Annotated in this window: 19 protein-coding genes and 1 pseudogene; 5 read left to right on the forward strand and 15 right to left on the reverse strand. The window is 31.8% G+C overall.

What is annotated here, in order from left to right; genetic code table 11:
• Nucleotides 1-64: 64 nt before the first annotated feature.
• The 6 genes and pseudogenes from DN408_RS22145 to DN408_RS22170 all read right to left on the reverse strand — a co-directional run bounded on the left by DN408_RS22145 (nucleotide 65) and on the right by DN408_RS22170 (nucleotide 7,536).
• Nucleotides 65-2,191 (reverse strand): peptidoglycan D,D-transpeptidase FtsI family protein, encoded by a 2,127-nt coding sequence (locus tag DN408_RS22145; RefSeq protein ID WP_003189518.1) that lies wholly within the window; start codon nucleotides 2,189-2,191, stop codon nucleotides 65-67.
• 219 nt (nucleotides 2,192-2,410) lie between these two features.
• Nucleotides 2,411-4,198 carry a PAS domain-containing sensor histidine kinase gene (locus DN408_RS22150; RefSeq protein ID WP_002127645.1) on the reverse strand — a complete coding sequence of 596 codons (1,788 nt, stop codon included), beginning with the start codon at nucleotides 4,196-4,198 and terminating at the stop codon, nucleotides 2,411-2,413.
• A 353-nt stretch (nucleotides 4,199-4,551) separates the two neighbouring features.
• Nucleotides 4,552-5,403 (reverse strand): Cof-type HAD-IIB family hydrolase, encoded by an 852-nt coding sequence (locus tag DN408_RS22155; RefSeq protein ID WP_033729352.1) that lies wholly within the window; start codon nucleotides 5,401-5,403, stop codon nucleotides 4,552-4,554.
• A 177-nt stretch (nucleotides 5,404-5,580) separates the two neighbouring features.
• Nucleotides 5,581-6,159 carry a cysteine dioxygenase family protein gene (locus DN408_RS22160; protein ID WP_078179279.1) on the reverse strand — a complete coding sequence of 193 codons (579 nt, stop codon included), beginning with the start codon at nucleotides 6,157-6,159 and terminating at the stop codon, nucleotides 5,581-5,583.
• 114 nt (nucleotides 6,160-6,273) lie between these two features.
• Nucleotides 6,274-7,140 (reverse strand): annotated as a pseudogene (locus DN408_RS22165) (cytochrome P450); the annotation flags it as partial.
• Between the two features lie 93 nt (nucleotides 7,141-7,233).
• Nucleotides 7,234-7,536, reverse strand: a complete 303-nt coding sequence (locus DN408_RS22170) for a hypothetical protein (RefSeq protein WP_000717614.1) — start codon at nucleotides 7,534-7,536, stop codon at nucleotides 7,234-7,236.
• 257 nt (nucleotides 7,537-7,793) lie between these two features.
• On the opposite strand from DN408_RS22170, the gene DN408_RS22175 reads away from it, so the two are divergent.
• Both DN408_RS22175 and DN408_RS22180 read left to right on the forward strand, forming a co-directional pair.
• The gene (locus DN408_RS22175) at nucleotides 7,794-8,315 is read left to right on the forward strand and encodes a DinB family protein (RefSeq protein WP_000568385.1); all 522 of its coding nucleotides are present in this window, start codon (nucleotides 7,794-7,796) and stop codon (nucleotides 8,313-8,315) included.
• Between the two features lie 218 nt (nucleotides 8,316-8,533).
• The gene (locus tag DN408_RS22180) at nucleotides 8,534-8,938 is read left to right on the forward strand and encodes a PadR family transcriptional regulator (protein WP_087946218.1); all 405 of its coding nucleotides are present in this window, start codon (nucleotides 8,534-8,536) and stop codon (nucleotides 8,936-8,938) included.
• A 102-nt stretch (nucleotides 8,939-9,040) separates the two neighbouring features.
• Here DN408_RS22180 and DN408_RS22185 read toward each other — a convergent pair whose 3' ends face one another.
• The 6 genes from DN408_RS22185 to DN408_RS22215 all read right to left on the reverse strand — a co-directional run bounded on the left by DN408_RS22185 (nucleotide 9,041) and on the right by DN408_RS22215 (nucleotide 14,400).
• Nucleotides 9,041-9,196, reverse strand: a complete 156-nt coding sequence (locus DN408_RS22185) for a DUF1540 domain-containing protein (RefSeq protein ID WP_000046089.1) — start codon at nucleotides 9,194-9,196, stop codon at nucleotides 9,041-9,043.
• A gap of 73 nt (nucleotides 9,197-9,269) precedes the next feature.
• Nucleotides 9,270-9,899 carry a Vat family streptogramin A O-acetyltransferase gene (locus DN408_RS22190; protein ID WP_078179121.1) on the reverse strand — a complete coding sequence of 210 codons (630 nt, stop codon included), beginning with the start codon at nucleotides 9,897-9,899 and terminating at the stop codon, nucleotides 9,270-9,272.
• Nucleotides 9,889-11,172, reverse strand: coding sequence for an MFS transporter (locus DN408_RS22195; RefSeq protein ID WP_078179122.1), 1,284 nt, complete (start codon nucleotides 11,170-11,172; stop codon nucleotides 9,889-9,891). The genes DN408_RS22190 and DN408_RS22195 overlap by 11 nt, the downstream gene beginning before the upstream one ends.
• A gap of 267 nt (nucleotides 11,173-11,439) precedes the next feature.
• A complete protein-coding gene (locus DN408_RS22205; RefSeq protein ID WP_078179123.1) occupies nucleotides 11,440-12,675 on the reverse strand; it encodes a cytochrome P450 family protein in 1,236 nt (411 codons plus the stop codon).
• A 160-nt stretch (nucleotides 12,676-12,835) separates the two neighbouring features.
• Nucleotides 12,836-13,240, reverse strand: coding sequence for a hypothetical protein (locus tag DN408_RS22210; RefSeq protein ID WP_002127656.1), 405 nt, complete (start codon nucleotides 13,238-13,240; stop codon nucleotides 12,836-12,838).
• A 155-nt stretch (nucleotides 13,241-13,395) separates the two neighbouring features.
• Nucleotides 13,396-14,400 carry a DUF1835 domain-containing protein gene (locus tag DN408_RS22215; protein WP_078179124.1) on the reverse strand — a complete coding sequence of 335 codons (1,005 nt, stop codon included), beginning with the start codon at nucleotides 14,398-14,400 and terminating at the stop codon, nucleotides 13,396-13,398.
• Between the two features lie 286 nt (nucleotides 14,401-14,686).
• Between DN408_RS22215 and DN408_RS22220 the strand changes: the two genes are divergently transcribed.
• The 3 genes from DN408_RS22220 (at nucleotide 14,687) to DN408_RS32195 (ending at nucleotide 15,955) form a co-directional block, all read left to right on the forward strand.
• Nucleotides 14,687-14,899, forward strand: a complete 213-nt coding sequence (locus DN408_RS22220; RefSeq protein WP_002127657.1) for a hypothetical protein — start codon at nucleotides 14,687-14,689, stop codon at nucleotides 14,897-14,899.
• 237 nt (nucleotides 14,900-15,136) lie between these two features.
• Entirely contained in the window at nucleotides 15,137-15,592 is a 456-nt protein-coding gene (locus DN408_RS22225; RefSeq protein WP_078179265.1) for a MarR family winged helix-turn-helix transcriptional regulator, read from the forward strand.
• Nucleotides 15,593-15,763: 171 nt separating this feature from the next.
• Nucleotides 15,764-15,955 (forward strand): hypothetical protein, encoded by a 192-nt coding sequence (locus tag DN408_RS32195; protein WP_000369808.1) that lies wholly within the window; start codon nucleotides 15,764-15,766, stop codon nucleotides 15,953-15,955.
• A gap of 38 nt (nucleotides 15,956-15,993) precedes the next feature.
• Here the strand turns inward: DN408_RS32195 and DN408_RS31595 are convergent, their stop codons facing one another.
• The 3 genes from DN408_RS31595 to DN408_RS22240 form a co-directional block, all read right to left on the reverse strand.
• A complete protein-coding gene (locus DN408_RS31595) occupies nucleotides 15,994-16,131 on the reverse strand; it encodes a hypothetical protein (protein WP_002127659.1) in 138 nt (45 codons plus the stop codon).
• Nucleotides 16,132-16,170: 39 nt separating this feature from the next.
• Entirely contained in the window at nucleotides 16,171-16,353 is a 183-nt protein-coding gene (locus DN408_RS22235; RefSeq protein ID WP_033708104.1) for a hypothetical protein, read from the reverse strand.
• Nucleotides 16,354-17,450: 1,097 nt separating this feature from the next.
• Complete coding sequence (locus DN408_RS22240) at nucleotides 17,451-18,218, reverse strand: DUF3959 family protein (RefSeq protein WP_002013140.1); 768 nt, start codon at nucleotides 18,216-18,218, stop codon at nucleotides 17,451-17,453.
• Nucleotides 18,219-18,236: the final 18 nt, after the last annotated feature.

An 18,236-nucleotide genomic window follows, 5' to 3' on the forward strand; every position in this document is an offset into this window, starting at 1 on the left:
CTAATCTATTCGTATGTAAAAAACGTCTCTAGTTCATATAATTGCTAGAGACGTTTCGTATATTTTAATTCTCTTTAGAGTCATCTATTTTTGGTGCTTCGCCAGTTAATCGCTTATTTTTCAAATCAAAATAAGCATCTAAAACATCTTTTCCAATATCAGAGTTAATACCTGATTTATCATTTATAACCCATGGCACAACAACAGAAAATGCTACTTCTGGATCGTCATATGGCGCATATCCTGCTAATGTTAAATTATAGCATTCTCTACGGTCGCCTTTCTCATTTCTCCCAATATCACTTTCTCCACCGTATACAGTCTGTGCAGTTCCTGTTTTTCCAGCTGGTTTATAGGGTGCTTTTTGGAACGCCTTTACTCCCGTTCCATCCCCTTCTTGGAATACTTTCCTAAAGCCTTCTTTTACTTGATTGATATATTCTTCTTTCATATCAATTCTATTTAAAACAACGGGTTCTATTGATTGTACTACTTTACCGACCTCATCTTTTTGAACGGTTTGTTCTCTAATTTCTTGAAGAATTTGTGGTTTCATACGATACCCGCCATTTGCAATAGTTGAAATATATTGTGCAAGCTGAAGTGGTGTATACGTATCATACTGGCCAATGGAAAAGTCTAATAAGAAACCTGGCTGATTATCTTTTCTCCCAATTTGCCCCGCTGTTTCATTCGGTAAATCAATGCCTGTTGGAACACCTAAACCAAATTGTCTGAAATAATATCTCATCTTATCAAAGTATTCTTGTTTAATATCTAGTGAACTGTTCTTTACATAATCCACACCAGCAATTTTTAATGCTGTGTTAAACATATAAACGTTAGAGGAAACTTGTAAAGCTCTTAGGTCATCTATATCTCCAAAATCTTTCCATGACTTTTTCTCCTTAGTTCCTTTAAACTTCATAGGTGCATCATAAAAATGTGTTCCCGGTGTTATAGCTTTTGTTTCAAATCCGGTTAATACTGTAGCACCTTTAACAGTTGATCCAAGCTCATATGAACTTGTCAGCGTACCTAAAGCGTAATCTTCTACTTCCATTTTTCCGTCTTTTTCTACAAGTCTTTTCCCAGCCATCGATAATACTTGGCCGTTTTTCGGATTCATCATTACAACAAAAGCACGGTCCAACATCGATTCTGAACCTTTATAGGCCTTTAATATTTTTTCTATGCTCTCTTCTACTTTTTTCTGTAATTCCATATCAATTGTTAAAGTTAAATTCTTGCCGCTTTTCCCTTCAGAAACTGTTTCTGTTCTAATTGTATCACCTTGTTTATCAGCAATACTTCTTACTTCTTTTTTCGTACCATGAAGTACATCTTCGTATTGCTGTTCGATGTAACTTTTCCCAACACGATCATTCCGGCTATACTCACGCACTAAATAATAATCTAATCGTTCACGTGGTAATCCTTCATCAGCATTCGAAACATTTCCAAGAACTGAACGGAATAAGCCATCATTTACATAGAGCCTTTCCCAATCAACTGATGCGTCTACACCTGGGAGATTTGCTAAATTTTCACTAATCACAGTATATTCCTTTTCACTAACATCTTTTTTAATAATTTGAGGTGCCATTTGATAACCTGAAGTCATTTTACTTTTAATAGCTAACACTTCTATGTCTTTTGCTGTTAATTCTTGAAGATTTTTTTCTGTAACTCGCTTTCTTTTTAACTCTTCTATTTTTCTGTCTAACTCTTTTCCGTTAATATCCTTTTCTCTAAACTTATCTATTTCCTTTTTAGATACTAAATCTTGAGTAAGTTTTGGATTTAACTGCATCCAAAAATCTTTCTTATCCGTCTCGGTTAACTTATCTATATCTTCTTGCGGCATTTCAATTATTTCTGCAAGTTGTCTTGCAGTTTTTAGCATTTCTTCCGATTTTACACCTTTCACCTTTGTATATGTAATCGTACGTAAAGACTTATTGTCCACTACTGGATTCCCTTCACGGTCATAAATTTTGCCGCGTGGTACTGTAAGACTAACAGTTGCATTCTCTCTTTTTTCTACTTCATTCTTATATGTTTCTCCATCGAAAATTTGTACTTTACCTAACTGGATTATAATTCCAGAAAATAATAAAAATACGCAAAAGAATAAAATATTTAACCGTATAGGTAGTGCTCTACCACTCTTTTTCTCTTTCTTTTTCACCTTGTCATAATCTCCTCCTTACAACATTTTAAATATTTTTTAGCTCTCTATATTAAAAGTAATGTACAATTTCCACACATTACTTTGTACGTATATTAATATAACGTTTAAAACTTAATAGAAATTAAAACAAATATAAAGAAAAAGTAAAGTTTACTAAATTAAATATAAAAATACCCAATAACAAAAGCTTAGCTTTGTTATTGGGTATTAGGTATTTTAGGAATTAATATTAGAACGTATTGAAATACATCTATCATCACAATTTGATAGAGATTGTTTACTCTGAATTTTCGGCAAGTACATCGTTACAGTTGTCCCGACACCAACCTCACTCATTATACTTATTGTTCCTTGATGACTTTCAATAATTTTATAACTTAACATCAATCCAATACCGGTACCTTTTTCTTTCGTACTATAAAAAGGTTCACCTAATCTTTTAATTCTTTCTTCAGGTATTCCTATTCCTTCATCTATTACACTAATAACGACACCATTTTTATGTATTTCTTTTATATGGATTGAAATTCCCCCCCCATTTAGCATTGCTTCAATTGAATTTTGCAAAATATTAATAAATACTTGTTTCAATTGATTTTCTGAGCATTCAATGATTATCTCTTTGGAATCTGTAAATAGTTCAACTTGAATATTTGTCATGATTGCTTTTGTATTAATTAATGATACGACATTTTTAAAAATTTGATAAATATTTTTCTTTTCTGTATTTATTTCATCAGTTTTAGCAATCGACAAAAACTCTTGGAGGATTGCTTCTATTCTTTCTATTTCGGAAAGCATAAGGTCAAAATATTTTTCTTGATCTTCTTTATTAATTTGGAATAACTGTATAAATCCTTTAATTACCGTTAATGGGTTTCTCACTTCATGAGCTACACCGGCTGCTAATTGACCAATTGCCGCAAGTGTATCTGATTTATTTAGCAATTCTTCTGCCTTTTTCCGCTCTGTAATATCGCGGACAATGATCATAATTTTATCTTGTAATAATGGTAAACATCTAGCTTCAAAGAAATCGATACTTCCATTAATTGTTAGAGGATATTCTACAATTACATTCTTTCCTTCTTCTTTCAATTGGCGAATTGCTTCTTGAAATTGCTGTGCTACTGGAGACGGTAATATTTCGTAAAACTTTTTTCCCATAAAAGCTTCTGCGGGTACGTAAAATTTTGTAGGAGATCCTGCTTTATAATCTATAATTGTCCCATCGTCTTCTGTTAAAAAACATAAATCTGGTAAAGCTTTAAAAATTAATTCTAATTCAGAGGTTTGTTGTTTTAATTGCCCTTCTATCGTTTTTAAATGTGTAATATCTACCCCAACAGCCCAGTAACTAAATCCTGTTACAGGAAACTGCTCAGATATATTGGACCACATTATCGTTTTAATTTCACCATTTTTACATGTTAAACTCATTTCCCAATCTCTAAAATTTTTTCCACGAGTCAAAAATTTATTTTGTATTTGATGGCGATAATTATGGTCAGGATACAGTAATTGAAGAGCGTTTGGATTCCCAATTATTTCTTCAGCAGTATAACCTGTTACAATCTCGCATTCTCGATTCCACAAAACAAAATCTCCATTATAGTCAAGCGCATCAACCATAACAGGCATGTTTTGTAAGATCGTATGTAGTTCTTCCTCTTTTCGAGAAAGTAACGATGTATTTTTACTTTGAACTGCTTTTTTCACCCCAGCTATAATGAGGTTAGAAAGCATTTCAAAATATTTTTGGCAATTGAAAATTTCGCTTCGTTTGGACCATACAACAAAAGATCCTAAATATTGATTGTATAAGAAAAGGGGGATTTCGATTTTGGGAAGTTTACATACTTTCATTTCATTAATTCCAAATGAAAATATACATTCGTTTTCAGCATCAAGAAGTTGATGTGATATGTTGGTTAATTTATAAAATTGTTCTGCCATGGTTTCTATTGTACTCACATCAATAAGTTCCATTAGCCGCGCATTCATTCCTTTTTCACCTCGATATGTAAAATTTATACAAATTCAAAATTCATACTTCTTCATTATACGAAGAAAGTGCCCCTAGGTATATAGCTGTCGAATAATTATTCAAACAAATTCTATTTTTCAATTAAAAACAGAAAATAATATGGGATTGTTACGCGCTGCTAGTAGCAGTATAAAAATACAATAACCGTAAAATTCACAAAAGTTTCACAACTTTCATGAAAAATATAAACATTTATTCCAATATATTCTATATAATGAGTTGTAATAAGGCTTCTATGAATCTCATAGAATACCTTACCCCTAATAAAAAGAAAAAAAGAATCTATTTGGATTCTTTTTTTCTTTTTTTATTACATTACATATTTATATAAAGCATGTGCGACACCATGTTCTTCATTTGTTAACGTTTCGTATTGACACATCACTTTTATTTCTTCAACTGCATTTCCCATTGCAATTGATATATTTGCTTTCTCCATCATAGAAACATCGTTTAAGCCATCGCCTATTGCTACAGTGTTTTCAACTGGAATATTAAGATGTTCTGCTAAAGTATATAATCCATTTCCTTTTTGAGCATCTCGATGATTAATCTCTAAATTATGCCAATAGGAAGATGTAATAGCTAAATCCGTATTATGCAGAAATGTTTCTTTTAATTTTTTTAATTTCTCTATGTCATAAGAAAACGGTAAAAGTTTATGCACATGTATATCCATTTCTACAATTGGTTTACAACTTTCTGTACTATGAAATGCTGTATGCTCAAGGTATAATGCAGCAATCGTTTCTAACTCTTTCAAGTTGAAATTTTCTTTTGAATTCTTTACATACTCGATTTCATTTCGTACACTCTCTACGCCATAATCCGGTACATACACACCTTTATTAGTATAAAGCTGATAATACAAGCCATTCTCTTCAAGATATTCTACAATCTCAAGTGCCTGCATATTTTGAATTGGATATCTCTTCATCATTTTCTTATCTTTATAAATAAGGGCACCATTTTCCGCAATAATTGGACACTCTAAATTAACTTCTAACAATAATCGTTCAATATCAACGATAGAACGCCCTGTACAAATAGCTACAACATGGCCTGCTTCCTGACATTTTTGAATTGCTTCTGCATTTTCTTTACTTATCATTTTATTACCGGAAAGAAGGGTTCCATCTAAGTCAATTGCTATTAATTTCATTATTTCTTCACCACTTTCTATAAATACACGAGATTTATTTAACGAAAAGGTATCGTTTTCATATTGAGCTCGTTAAGTACTTCTTATTTATAATTTATGAAAAGCGTTTCAGGTCAAGAAATAATTAAAAATAAAATCAAAAGCTTTTCTCTTTAAAGAAAAGCTTTTGATTTTAAACTATGAACTATAACTAATATATTTTGCCTCACACATATACACATTCTTTTCTTCAGTTGGGAAATATACTTTAAACTTTTCTAAACGTTTTCCGTAAATATGAATCGTGACAACGCTTTCGCATTCAGCTATTTTAAGAATATGACAATCAGCTGGTGGAATGACTTTATCTGTTTCTCCTTCTCCCAAATAAAGATTTCCTGTATGGGTTAAATAAACAAGTGAATTTTCAAGCTGCTTAGTTTGTATAAAGTTCTGCACCATTATCCTTCCTGAAAAAACGCCTTCTACTCCCCATGTACCATCATGATCATGTAAAGGTGTAGATTGTCCATCTTTCCATACAAGAGCTAATACTTCAAATCGCTTTAAAGGATCTTCATATAACAAGTGTCGTGCATATTGAGCCGAATTCGCCTTCTGTTTTTCTAGCGGAAGCCATGTTTTTTTTTCTAAAAGTTCTTCTAGTAATTTTTCAATCGCACAAACAATTTGATCTTCTAATAAATTACTATCAATTAAATCCGTTACAGCTTTAATAAATGTTTGAAACGTTTTACTTCCATTACACGTTAACATAAGCATCCTCCTCCACTCTTCTTTCACACACTTCCATACTAAATAGACTACTAAAAATTTACAATTGAGAAATAAAAAAACAAGGTACAGTAATTTTGTACCTTGCTGAACGTTTTACCTAGTTTTCAAAAGAATAGGTAAGTATTTTAATGTTTGTTCATTTTCTAATATACATTTTTCTAAATTGAACGATGGAGATAACTCTATTTTTTCAAAGGCATTTATAAAGGTAGTTAATGCAATCTCAGCTTCTAAACGTGCAAGTGGCGCCCCTAAGCAAAAATGAGGACCTTTACCAAAGGTTAAATGCTTTTCATTTCCTATTCTGTGTAAATTAAATTTAGAAGCTTGTAAGAACTTTTTCTCATCTAAATTTGCTGCACTAACCCACGCAACAATCATTTGATCCTTTTTCATAAAAGGTCCAAAGATATTCGTATCTTCAGTTATACGACGAGCTAATGTAACAGGAAAGCGATATCGTAATACTTCCTCTATCGCTTTTGAAATCAAATTCGGTTTTTCTCGTAATTCTTTATATGTTCCAGGCGCATCCACTAAAAAACAATAAAAGCTATTAATAATTAAATTAGTAGTCGTTTCATTACCGGCAGCTAATAGTCCTAATGAAAAAGTGACAATTTCTTCATCGGTTAATCTTTCGCCTTCATATTCAGCTCGTATTAAATCCGAAATAATATCGTCGGATAAATGATATCTTTTCTCTTGGACAATTGGAAGAAGGTATGTTTTAAATTCATTTAACGCAATTCCTTTTTCTACATCCAAATCGTTAAATTTTTCTTTACTATACGGCATAAATAAAATATCAGACCATTCTTTAATTTTTTTACGATCCGTTGTTGGTACTCCTAATAAATCGGATATGACGGTAACAGGTAAAGCTACAGCAAACTCTTCAACGATATTAACCTCACTATATTTTCCGATATGTTGTACAAGTTCATTTGCGATAGACTGATATGTAAATATAATAAAAAACGAATGATTAATAGAAATATTCTACGCCACTCGTTTTTTATCGGACTTCTTTTTACTGTACTTTTATTTTCTTTATGAGTTATTAGAAAAATAATTGTCTATATAAGTCTTTATTTTTTCAAAATCCTTTTCCATAAATAAGATTGCTGGTACTTCAATTATTGGAAGATTATTTTCATTATCAAAAGGTGGACACGGTTTGGGAACTACCAAATAGTCAACTGAGTTTTTATCCCTAATATAATTAATTGAAACATCATAATACTTAGAAAAATATTCCTTCAAATCATCCTGATTCCTTAAAAATGGTAGAGAAAATATTGAACCATAATTTATACCAGCGTCGACAATTAATACAAAGCATATTTTTTTCATGATACACCCTCCTCGTATAATAAGTTTTAAGTTAATAACTGTTCCTTGAAAATTAAATAGTTTTTATCTTCAAGAGCTACATCAAAAAAATGATGTATGGGTAAAATTTAGTCTTGGATAAGGTAACACTGATAAAAACAGGTTTCCTTTTTCTTTATATTCAATTAAATTATATCATTATTTTACATGAATTTTCAGACTTTGTTTTTTTTATTTTATTGGTAAACTTATGCTTAGCATGAATTGGAGGGATATATATGATAGATTATAGAATAATTTCAAGAGAAAACTATTCAAATAAGATTGGAGAGCTTGTAACAATGCTTGAACATACAAGAGATGTTACATTGAGCGAAATCTCCAATTTAAACCAAAGTGATTTAGATTTCTTACCAAACGGTAGTTCAAACACTATTGGTTCTCTCTTATCACATATTGCAGCGATGGAGTTTGTTCATCAAGTTATCTCGTTTGAAAAAAGAGATTTAACTGAAAGTGAATATCTAAAGTGGCGAATTTCTTTAGAACTTGGAGACAAAGCAAGGGAAGGAATAAAAAAGCAATCTTTAGATTATTATTTGAATGAATTATCACAAGTTAGAGAAAATACACTAACATATCTGAAATCAAAACAAGATAGCTGGTTATTCGAGGAAAACAAGTGGGATAATGGTGTGCCTTATAATAATTACTACTTGTGGTTTCACGTTATGGAAGACGAAATTAATCATCGTGGACAAATAAGAACAATTAAGCGATTGATGGGAATGAATAAATAAATCTTATTCAACCAAAGGGTGCTTTACTTGAGAAAGTCACTAGAAGAGTCAAATGATAACTATGAACTGCCCCCAATTGCTAGGTTTTGTTTAACAATTGGGGGCAGTTCATTTATAGCGCATAGGTAATCAGCTTTTTGTTAATCATGAGGTAGATATTTTTAACTAAAAAACCAATAATGGAAATATATTACAGCTTATGACCCGTTTTTACACGTATCTCGGCTGAACCCCATAATACACTTTATCCCGCTCTTCGGCGCTTCGAAAATATGGGTGCTATAACGAAAAAAATACATAAACAAGTCGGAAAGCCAAACCGAAATATGTACGACATAACTGAAACAGGAGAAGAAATTTTTTCTGAAATGTTAAGAGAGTTTCCCGAAAAGATTGCGACAAATAACGCTGAGTTCCTTGTGCGTATCGCGCTATTTGAAAAACTTGATTACGAAGCTAGAAAAGAAATTTTAACAATACGCCAAGACGTACTACATAAACAACTTACTGCTATTCAATCTTTGCATGTTAGCTCACCTTTTATTACAGAAGTCATTGAATTTAGTAAATCACGTATTGAACATGAATTGCTCTGGATTGCATCACTTATGAAGAAAATATGAAAAAATAAAAAGAAAAGTTAAAAACAATGAATGAAAATGAGATTTATTATCAATACTATAATTAATAAAAGGGCAACCACGATTTGGCTACCCTTCAAAAATTTATACTTCTGGATCAAAAGTTTTGCAATCTGTTTCTTCAGTTGTAGATGCATGTTTACCTTTATGACTTACTACATAAATTGCATCTGCACTACATTTATTGCCGTTAGCCCAAAATTTACAGTTGTTTACTTCACATAAAACGTCTTGTGCCATAGTATCACACCTCCTTGTTCTATTATCATTAACAAAATTCGGAGGTATGATACTCTTTGTCATGCATTTTTTATTACCTTTTTAACTTTCTTAATGGTTCAATATCTCCTTGTACAATAGCATCTATATTTTCGGTTATTTTTTCAATGTCAAAATGCCACCATTGAATTTGCAATAATTCTTCTATTATTGTATTTGTGAATCGTTCCTTTATTTTATTTGCAGGGTTTCCGCCAACAATTGTATATGGTACGACATCTCTAGTCACAACAGATTTAGCTGCAATGATTGCACCATCCCCTATTTTTATTCCGGGCATAATAGTTGTATCCATACCAATCCAAACGTCATTTCCTATAACTGTATCACCTTTGTAAGGTAAATCAGACAAACTAGGTGTATACTTCTCCCACCCATTTCCAAATATATTAAATGGATATGCCGAAAATCCATCCATCCGATGATTCGCTCCGTTCATAATAAAGGTAACTCCATTTGCAATGCAACAAAACTTTCCAATGGTAAGACGATCTCCAATAAATTCATAATGATGTAATACTCGATCTTCAAATGTTTCTCCATCTTTCGCATCATAATAAGAATAGTCACCAACAAATATATTAGATTTCGTTATTGTATTTTTTATAAAATGAACGTTTTGATTTCCTTCAATAGGGTATTTAACATTTGGATTAGGATTCATGTTGCACAGCACTTCCTTTACCATTCATTTCACTTTCTACTGCTATTACTGGCTTTAAATTGTATATAGGCAAAATAAACAATAATCCAATAACAAATAGTAGAGCCGTCCCCTCATACATCGTACCTAATGAAAACATCTCCTTTAATGAACCAGCTATACTCATCGTTACTACCATTGAACCGGTGAATAGTGGACTTAAAATGCCATTTACTCTACCAATAAAATCCGTATCACTATTTTGTATAATAAGTGTATTTATCCCTATTTGAATACAAGGTAGGGCTAAACCACTGAAAAGTTGTGCTGTAAGTGTCACCCATAAATTTGTAGAGTAGCCTATAATACCAATTCCAATTGCCTGACCAAGCATACCTACAATTAACATTTTTTGCGGAGCAACGTTTTTCGCAAATACCATCGCTAGAGCTCCGCCAACAATCATCCCCGCACCATTTACTGTTAGTAACCATTGTAAACTCTCTTTTGATAACCCTAACTGCTCAGTCACAATAAATATACCTAGTGGCTGAATTAAGCCTATACCTAGTCCTGCTGCCATAAAACATAATCCAAGCAAAGTTAATGCTTTTTTCTTTTTGACGTATTTAATACCATCCTTCATTTCCTGCAACAGAGTGATATCTTTCTTTTCTGCTTCGTTTTCAAGATCTTTCGGAAGAAATAACAATACACCTGCAGCAAGTAAAAATGCGATACCAGTAATTATTATTGAAATATAGATTCCAAAACTGTGAAAGATAAATGTTCCAATAATCGGTCCTAACACCATAAATATTGCAAATATCGTTTGATATAATGACATCGCTAATTGAATTTGTTCTGTCGATAAATGTTGTTTAAATAATTTCATTCCGGATGGTTGGGAAAACTGTGAAAGAATTGCCGAAATGAGCGTAACAAAAAACACGATTTTCCACGTACCAAACATAAGAGTAATTAATACTACGAACACAGATAAAGAACTTAACGTTTCACACCATATCATTGTCCTCTTTGGCTTCCACCTATCAGCAAAAGTTCCTCCAATAAAGGAAAAAATAAAAATTGGAGCAAATTCAGCAACCGAAATCATTGAAATAGCAAAAGCATCACCTTTCGTCATTTCCATTACATACAGTAATACCGCAAAGTTTCGAACCCATATTCCAATTTGTAAAAATAATGCTGATGCTAGAATCCCTTGCACAAATCGATTTTTTAATACTTGTGATACCCCATGATTTTGTTTCGTTTCTGTAGTCGTCGACATAAAAAAACCTCCTATTTCGTGTTCTGAACAGGAGGCAGCACAAATCATATGAAAAGACTATATATTCGCAGTGCGAAACACATCCCTTTTCTATACATGCACATACTAATCCTATTCAGAAGAATATTTCGTTTTTTAACGAAGATCTCTTACAAATAGAATTAGTTGATCATTGGGATGTTTTCACCCTTCCGTTTCGAATTTAAATAACACATACATACTCTATGTAAATCATTTTCTATGTATGCATGTCTAAAAATAAATATTCTAGAATGTTAATGGTAATTCCTCTAAAGAACGCATTAAATAATTACCTTGCCATTTAATGTCTTGACGATTGCCTTTTATTTGTAGTTCAGGCATGCGTTTTAACAGCGTAGTAATAGCTATCTTTGCTTCTAACCTAGCAAGTGGAGCGCCTAAGCAGAAATGGCTACCATGTCCAAAGGCAATATGACGATTATTCTCCCGAGTAATATCAAATACTTCTGGGTTTTCAAATACTGTTTCATCGCGGTTTGCCGAAGCTAATGCAATGACAATCATATCCCCTTTTTGGATTGTTTGTTCGTGAATTTGAAAAGGCTCAGCTGCCCATCTTGCAGTTGTAACCTCAACTGGAGAATAATAACGCAATCCTTCTTCAATTGCAGAATCAATTAATTTTGGATTATCTTTTAATAACTGTAATTGATTTGGATTTTCAAGAAGTGCTAATACCGTATTCGTAATTAAATTCACTGTTGTCTCATGTCCTGCTACGATTAGTAACATTATCATTGAATATAGCTCTGGAGCACTAAGTTTATGCCCTTCATTTTCCGCAAGGATTAGCGCACTAACCAAATCTTCTTTTGGATCTTTTCGTTTTACATCAACTATATATTGAAGATATGTAATAAACTCAGATAGTTGTTTTTCGGTTTCTTCTATTTCTTCATGTGTTTCTGGCGATGCAATGACAGCATGAGACCAAATTCTAAATTTTGCTTGATCCTCTTTTGGAATGCCAAGCATATCACTTATTACAATGATTGGTAATGGGAATGAATAATCATTCACAAGATTTAATGTACCTTTTCGCTCTATCTCACTTATTAAATCATCCGCTATTCTCTGAATTCTTCCGTCTAATTGTGTAATCATCTTCGGTGTAAAAGCTTTTTGAACTAAAGATCGTAAACGACTGTGATTAGGTGGATCTGAATTTAACATGTGCGTTGTTAAATGATCACTATTGTCAACAGAAAGATACATGTTCTTTGTATCTTGAGAAAACACATTTGCCATATCTTTTTTTAAACGATTATCTTTTAAAAGTGGCAGAGCATCTTCATATCTTGTAATGAGCCATTCTTTACCGATTTCAACTTCATTTACAAATAATATAGGTTGCATTTTTCGTGACTCTTTATAAATTTCATATGCATCTTCTTTAAACTGAGCAGAAGCTAAATTAATGCCATCTTCTATTTTTCGGCCAACCTTATTTTTAATTGACATTACATTCCCTCACTCTCAATTATTTTTAAAAATCAACCCAATATTTGAATTATACTTCAATAAGAACTGAAAAATTGTAAATTTTCAATTAAAATCTTACTTCTAATATTGAAAAATAAAAAAGTGAGAGAGTAAAATCATTCTACCCTCTCACTTCCCATTATGCAAAGCACATAAAATTACTAATTTGTTGATATCGATAACTTACTTTACGGCGGCGACCAGCTTGCCAAGTGTAGCCGGATACCCCACTTCTTCTTACTTCTGTCGGAAAAAACCATAAGTCTCTTCCGAAAGGTCCAGGACGATGCAAACGTAAATAGCCCCATCTTCCTAGACAGTTACACATCCATGATTTCATATTCCCTGCTTGTGCTGGAGAAGCAAATGTGGATGGTAAAGACGGAGCTTGTGACGGTGGTGGTGACGTTGGAGCATCTTCCGCATCATCTGGTCTATAATCTTCTAGTTCAACCTCTCTAACTTCGATATCAGGTTCATATCCGTATTGTTGTGGATTATAATACATCGTTTGATCATATGGATAATTTTGTTCGTTATACATATTAACAAATCACCTTCTTTTCATTCATTACCTTTAACATTCATATGTGATATGACACCTATCGGAAGCTTATGTATAGCCCAAATTAAACTAAAAAAATAAAGCTCGTATCTTTTTTTCAAAAATACGAGCTTTTTTATAAACGGAATATATTATTATTTTTTCAACTTCACACTATAAAAACGCATTTCCTCTAATAAACCTTCAAATTCAAATACCTCTTGTTTAATTAATACTTTCAAGCGATACTCTAAGAAAGTATCCCCAACTAATTGCTCTACAAGGCCAAGCGCTTCACCAATTACTCTCGGAGCTTTAAGGAAGTCTTTATCAGCACCTACTTTTTTCGCACACTCAATAATGAATTGGTCAAAATATTCTTCTTGTACAGAATGCACTTCATTGTCTTTCCAAACTCTTAAAAATTCCATGCTATTCGATAAACTATCCCACTCGTGTTCAAGATTCACTCTACTTTTTTTAGTTAAAAACGGTGATTCTGCAAAACTATTTTGGAAAGTAGCTAAACTTTCGGGCGATAATTCTCCCGTTCCACGTATATCATACTCTTGGTTTAATATTTCTCTACTCATTTCAGATGTATTAATGATTCGAATATTTTTCTTACCTTTTAATTTCGCCATTACAAAACAAAGGCCTACATGTTCATGTGCGTTATCTGCCTTCCAAATGGTAATCGGTGTTTCATTAGGAATAGAATGTAGCTCTTCTAAAGTTTCCATAAATTTTGGTAAATATTCTTCTTCAAAATAACTATCATAAGAAGTTAAGTTGTTTAATAACCATTGCTGTCTTGCGAGTTGCCCTTTATTCGTATGTAATTGATTAATCGGTCCAATTGAAAAGAATTCAGAGAATGCAACAACACTCTCCTCAAATAGTTCTTCTTGACTTAACATATATTTTAAACACCCAGTTGTTGAATCATCAAAAGCGATATGAATGTGTGTACTTTCTTTTACATTCTTTTTATAAGATGTATTACTCGTTAGTTGCTTAGGTATACTTATCAAGTGTTTAATCGTATCTTCACTATAGTTCTCTTCTAATAAATCTAATTGTATAAGAATGCTTTGCAGTAAATGTTTTGCTTCATCTTCGTACATATCCTCTACAACATTTTTGATTTTATCTATCATGTAAATCCCTCTATTCATTACTAAAATAACGTAGATTATAGTGTATCATTTTAGTAACGGTATTTTAAAGTTTTTTATAGATTATATCTAATTATAATTTCATATTAGTACAGTGATATATTAGCGTTAATTTATGTTTATTTCGTATAGATGTTAACATTTCAGTACACTTCTTCTATTACACATCACTTTCACGATATTTTTTATTTATTTTTAAAACGCTTTGTAAATTCTTTTATTTAAATGTATATTTATATAGAAAATAAAAATTACAGGAGCAATATCTATGGAGAAAGTACATACTTATTACAAACATTATTTAAAAAATTGGAGATTTATGTTCATTTGCATATTACCTGCTGTTGCTTTATTATACACTTTCGATGTCATCTTTGAACTACTGTTCCACCAAGATTTCTACTTGTCTAATTTAATATCTGCCATAATATTATTTTTATTATTTATTAATATTAAAGATAAGTTTCAAGTCAAAGATTAAAGAAATTTATGATAACTTCTGTTTTAATTTTGAATACTTTATTTTTGAAAGTGCTCTGCTTTATCAAAAGGTGATGCGACGTTCATCACCTTTTTTTATTTCTACAAAATGAATTTTTTATTAGGTTTTTTATCAATATCGTTTATTGACTTTCCCTACAATTTGATTCAAAATAAAATAGTTCAGCAATGAACAATTTCGAGTTGAATTATTTTAAAATGAAAGGAAGTTATTACTTTGAGTCTACATAAACAAGGTATCAAACAAGCCAGTGAAATTGTCCATTCATTTGTAAAAATAAACAAAGAAATTATAAAGTTTACTCATCAAAACGCTTCTACGTTAGGATTAACAGTTCAACAAATGGGCATCTTAAATTCAATTTATGCAACTCCTAATACTACTCTTAAAGATATCTCAGAACGCCTTTCAGTTCCTAAAAGCACAACGAGTGTAAATGTAGATGAGTTAGTTAATTTAGGATTAATTGAGCGAAAACAATCACATGAAGATCGTAGAGAAATACAATTAAAAGTAACAACAAAAGGACAAGAAATATCTAAGAGATCCATTGAAAACTCTACTTCTTATAAAGCAATGGAACTAGCACTAGAACAACTGTCTGAAGAAGATATCCAAACCTTATTACGTATCCATAATGACTTACTAAATTCTCTACAACATTTTAAATAATTCGTCTCAATCATTTTTCAAAACCAATCTGATTTTTTGTTTTTGATTTATGAAACAGCTAGCTTTTGCTAGCTGTTCTTTTTATGGTTCTTTATCATTCTCTTGAGATTAAATGACTAGAACAAGCATACCTTGTCATATGTTTTAAAAAAGATAAGGGACGTGACAACATTGGATAACAATAACAATCAATTTGTTTTTCATACAATAAAAAGTTCGGCAATTAAAAAATTTGTAATTATCGACTTAATTACTGGAACAGGAATTTATTGGACCGTAAATTTCATCTCCTCAAGTGCATTACTTGCAATTATTAGTTGTGTTTTGGGAACAAAAAAAATAAAAAAAATGCAACAGTCTTAAAACTCCAAACAAAAATCTATCTGACCAAAATGAAATTTCTATAACAAACCGTTATGTTTCTGTTTGCAATCTTTATAGTAGTTTTTGAATTGGTGTCTTTCCTTTTTAAATGTGCCCTTATATTTCTTTAGAAACTCATCATCCGACATAACTTTCACGTCAACGGTTTCAGGCATTTTCTTCATCCTATTTAATTTCTCTCATACCGTTTCCCTTCACTTGTCCACTTCTTCTTTATCTTCCCAAATCGGTATTTTTTCTTGTCCACCTCTTTTTTTCGGCTGTATATCAAGGGATCTATCCAACTGGTGTAACTCTTCACCAGTTGGGCACGCTTTATTCATTAGCTGAATGACTGTAATAACAACGTCTATCTTTTCGCTCGATGATATCGTCAATTTCGTATGTGACTTGAGTTCTTTATTCTTTTATTAGTCTCATATCATTCATCTACAAGGCTACCTTGATCGCCATATTTAGTGCTTTCGATTAGTTAGCCTCTTTTATATTCCACGTAATTGTGTGATATTCATTATTTTTTTCCCCTTTGCTTCACTGATTAACTGAGTGATTTCATATACACCATATAGAATATATTCCACGAGACTTCACTCCTTGAATACTTTTCAAAAAAACAATACATACTATTTTCAAGCCGCTGTATCCACGGCTGGTACTTCTTTCTTTTGTTACAGCGAAGCAGATAGGTTCTTCACTTATCTGCTTTCTCTGTATATTTTTAAAAACATCGTAAACACTACCTACAAGCTGTTTGAACTATCAACTTCACTCTTCTTGTAATGGGAAAGCAAATTATCACAATTGACTAACTCATTCGACTAACTGGCAGACAACTAAAATTGCTGTCTGCTTTGTGTATGAGATTTTATATTTTACATATACTAGTTTTGAACCTGTAGACCAATACGAGCCATTTTGGTGTTTTGAATTTCCTTTCTTGGGATAAGTATATTTTACTTATCCCTTTTTTATTGTATAGATAAATACACTTAGGTTAACAATAATTACAAGCAGATTTTCTGTTTATTCGTAGTTCTAAACCAAAATGTGTTTCTCCTTTAATGGACAGTAGGTACGACTGCTTGTCCTTTTTTATTTATATTTCATACGCTCTTTTTTGACTGCTTCGAATCACTCTATCCTCTTCATCGAAATAAATAGCCCTAAATAAGAATGACCAATATGCGGTACTATATCTCCATCAAATAAAACAAAGGGATTTTCCAAATAGTCGATGTTTGCAACCATATAAAATAGGCAGTTTCTGATTACCCAGAAACCGCCATAAAGATTTGTTAAGTATTAATTTCTTCTCATTACTAAAATGTATTATGTAACTACTAGTAGTTTATATATTTCACTGGATAATTGCTAATAAACATGTGAGAGATAAAAAAGCACACAGAGGAATATATAAAACCCCTTAATGATTTATCAATTCTACGATAAATCATTAAGGGGTTAACTAATTTTACTATGCATTATGCCTATTTCTTCGACGTTCCATCCTTGTTTGTCCTTGGATAGCTTCTACTTTATATTGCGGTTCTTGCTCTATCATTTGATTTGATTGAGCCGGTTCATCATAATTACGCTCATAAATTGTTTCTGGTGTTTTTCGTTTAGAAGATTTCCCACCAAACTTTAATAATTTTATCTTAAACTTTGGTAATCTAGGAATACGAATTTTAAATGTTGGTTTGTTGCGTTTCTTTTTTTGTTTAAATATATTTGTATTTTCAACTTTATTATCTTTTTCTTTTCGATGTAATAACATCGCAAGTAATCCACCTAATATAAGTCCTCCAACTAAAAGGAGAATATATAAGTAATGGCTTGTCATTAAACTAGTCATACGCTCAAGTATGACTAACGACTGTACTTCTTTTATATCCCATAGTAAGGCGGTCCATAATGAGAATAAGCCCAAAGTAAGCCCGTATGTACGAAACCGGAATAAACACGGAATTAACGCAATGCAAGCGGCGATTTTCGCGTTCGCTATTATTGAACTTATTGAAATATCCTGATTCCAAATGACTAACAGTAATGTTATAAATGGTGCATACGCTATCCAGCTACATATACGTGAATATATCTTTTTCGCAAAGTAACTACCGAAACTAGTAAAAAATAAAAGTCCTCCAATAAATAAAGATTGTTCAAGAGGGATTTGCTTTAACATTCCTGCAATTGGAAAGAGGCCGCTCAGTAGCATTAATAATACATCTAATTTCTTCACAATTCCCCATTCCTTTCA

The organism is Bacillus sp. AR13-1, assembly GCF_008042285.1.
GTDB classification, from domain to species: Bacteria; Bacillota; Bacilli; order Bacillales; family Bacillaceae_G; genus Bacillus_A; species Bacillus_A mycoides.

What these genes read in the sequence shown, in the direction of transcription:
- DN408_RS22150 (WP_002127645.1), bottom strand. Translation starts at nt 4,198, where the DNA reads ATGAATGCGCGGCTAATGGAACTTATTGATGTGAGTACAATAGAAACC.
- DN408_RS22155 (WP_033729352.1), bottom strand. Translation starts at nt 5,403, where the DNA reads ATGAAATTAATAGCAATTGACTTAGATGGAACCCTTCTTTCCGGTAAT.
- DN408_RS22160 (WP_078179279.1), bottom strand. Translation starts at nt 6,159, where the DNA reads ATGTTAACGTGTAATGGAAGTAAAACGTTTCAAACATTTATTAAAGCT.
- DN408_RS22170 (WP_000717614.1), bottom strand. Translation starts at nt 7,536, where the DNA reads ATGAAAAAAATATGCTTTGTATTAATTGTCGACGCTGGTATAAATTAT.
- DN408_RS22175 (WP_000568385.1), top strand. Translation starts at nt 7,794, where the DNA reads ATGATAGATTATAGAATAATTTCAAGAGAAAACTATTCAAATAAGATT.
- DN408_RS22185 (WP_000046089.1), bottom strand. Translation starts at nt 9,196, where the DNA reads ATGGCACAAGACGTTTTATGTGAAGTAAACAACTGTAAATTTTGGGCT.
- DN408_RS22190 (WP_078179121.1), bottom strand. Translation starts at nt 9,899, where the DNA reads ATGAATCCTAATCCAAATGTTAAATACCCTATTGAAGGAAATCAAAAC.
- DN408_RS22195 (WP_078179122.1), bottom strand. Translation starts at nt 11,172, where the DNA reads ATGTCGACGACTACAGAAACGAAACAAAATCATGGGGTATCACAAGTA.
- DN408_RS22205 (WP_078179123.1), bottom strand. Translation starts at nt 12,675, where the DNA reads ATGTCAATTAAAAATAAGGTTGGCCGAAAAATAGAAGATGGCATTAAT.
- DN408_RS22210 (WP_002127656.1), bottom strand. Translation starts at nt 13,240, where the DNA reads ATGTATAACGAACAAAATTATCCATATGATCAAACGATGTATTATAAT.
- DN408_RS22215 (WP_078179124.1), bottom strand. Translation starts at nt 14,400, where the DNA reads ATGATAGATAAAATCAAAAATGTTGTAGAGGATATGTACGAAGATGAA.
- DN408_RS22220 (WP_002127657.1), top strand. Translation starts at nt 14,687, where the DNA reads ATGGAGAAAGTACATACTTATTACAAACATTATTTAAAAAATTGGAGA.
- DN408_RS31595 (WP_002127659.1), bottom strand. Translation starts at nt 16,131, where the DNA reads ATGCCTGAAACCGTTGACGTGAAAGTTATGTCGGATGATGAGTTTCTA.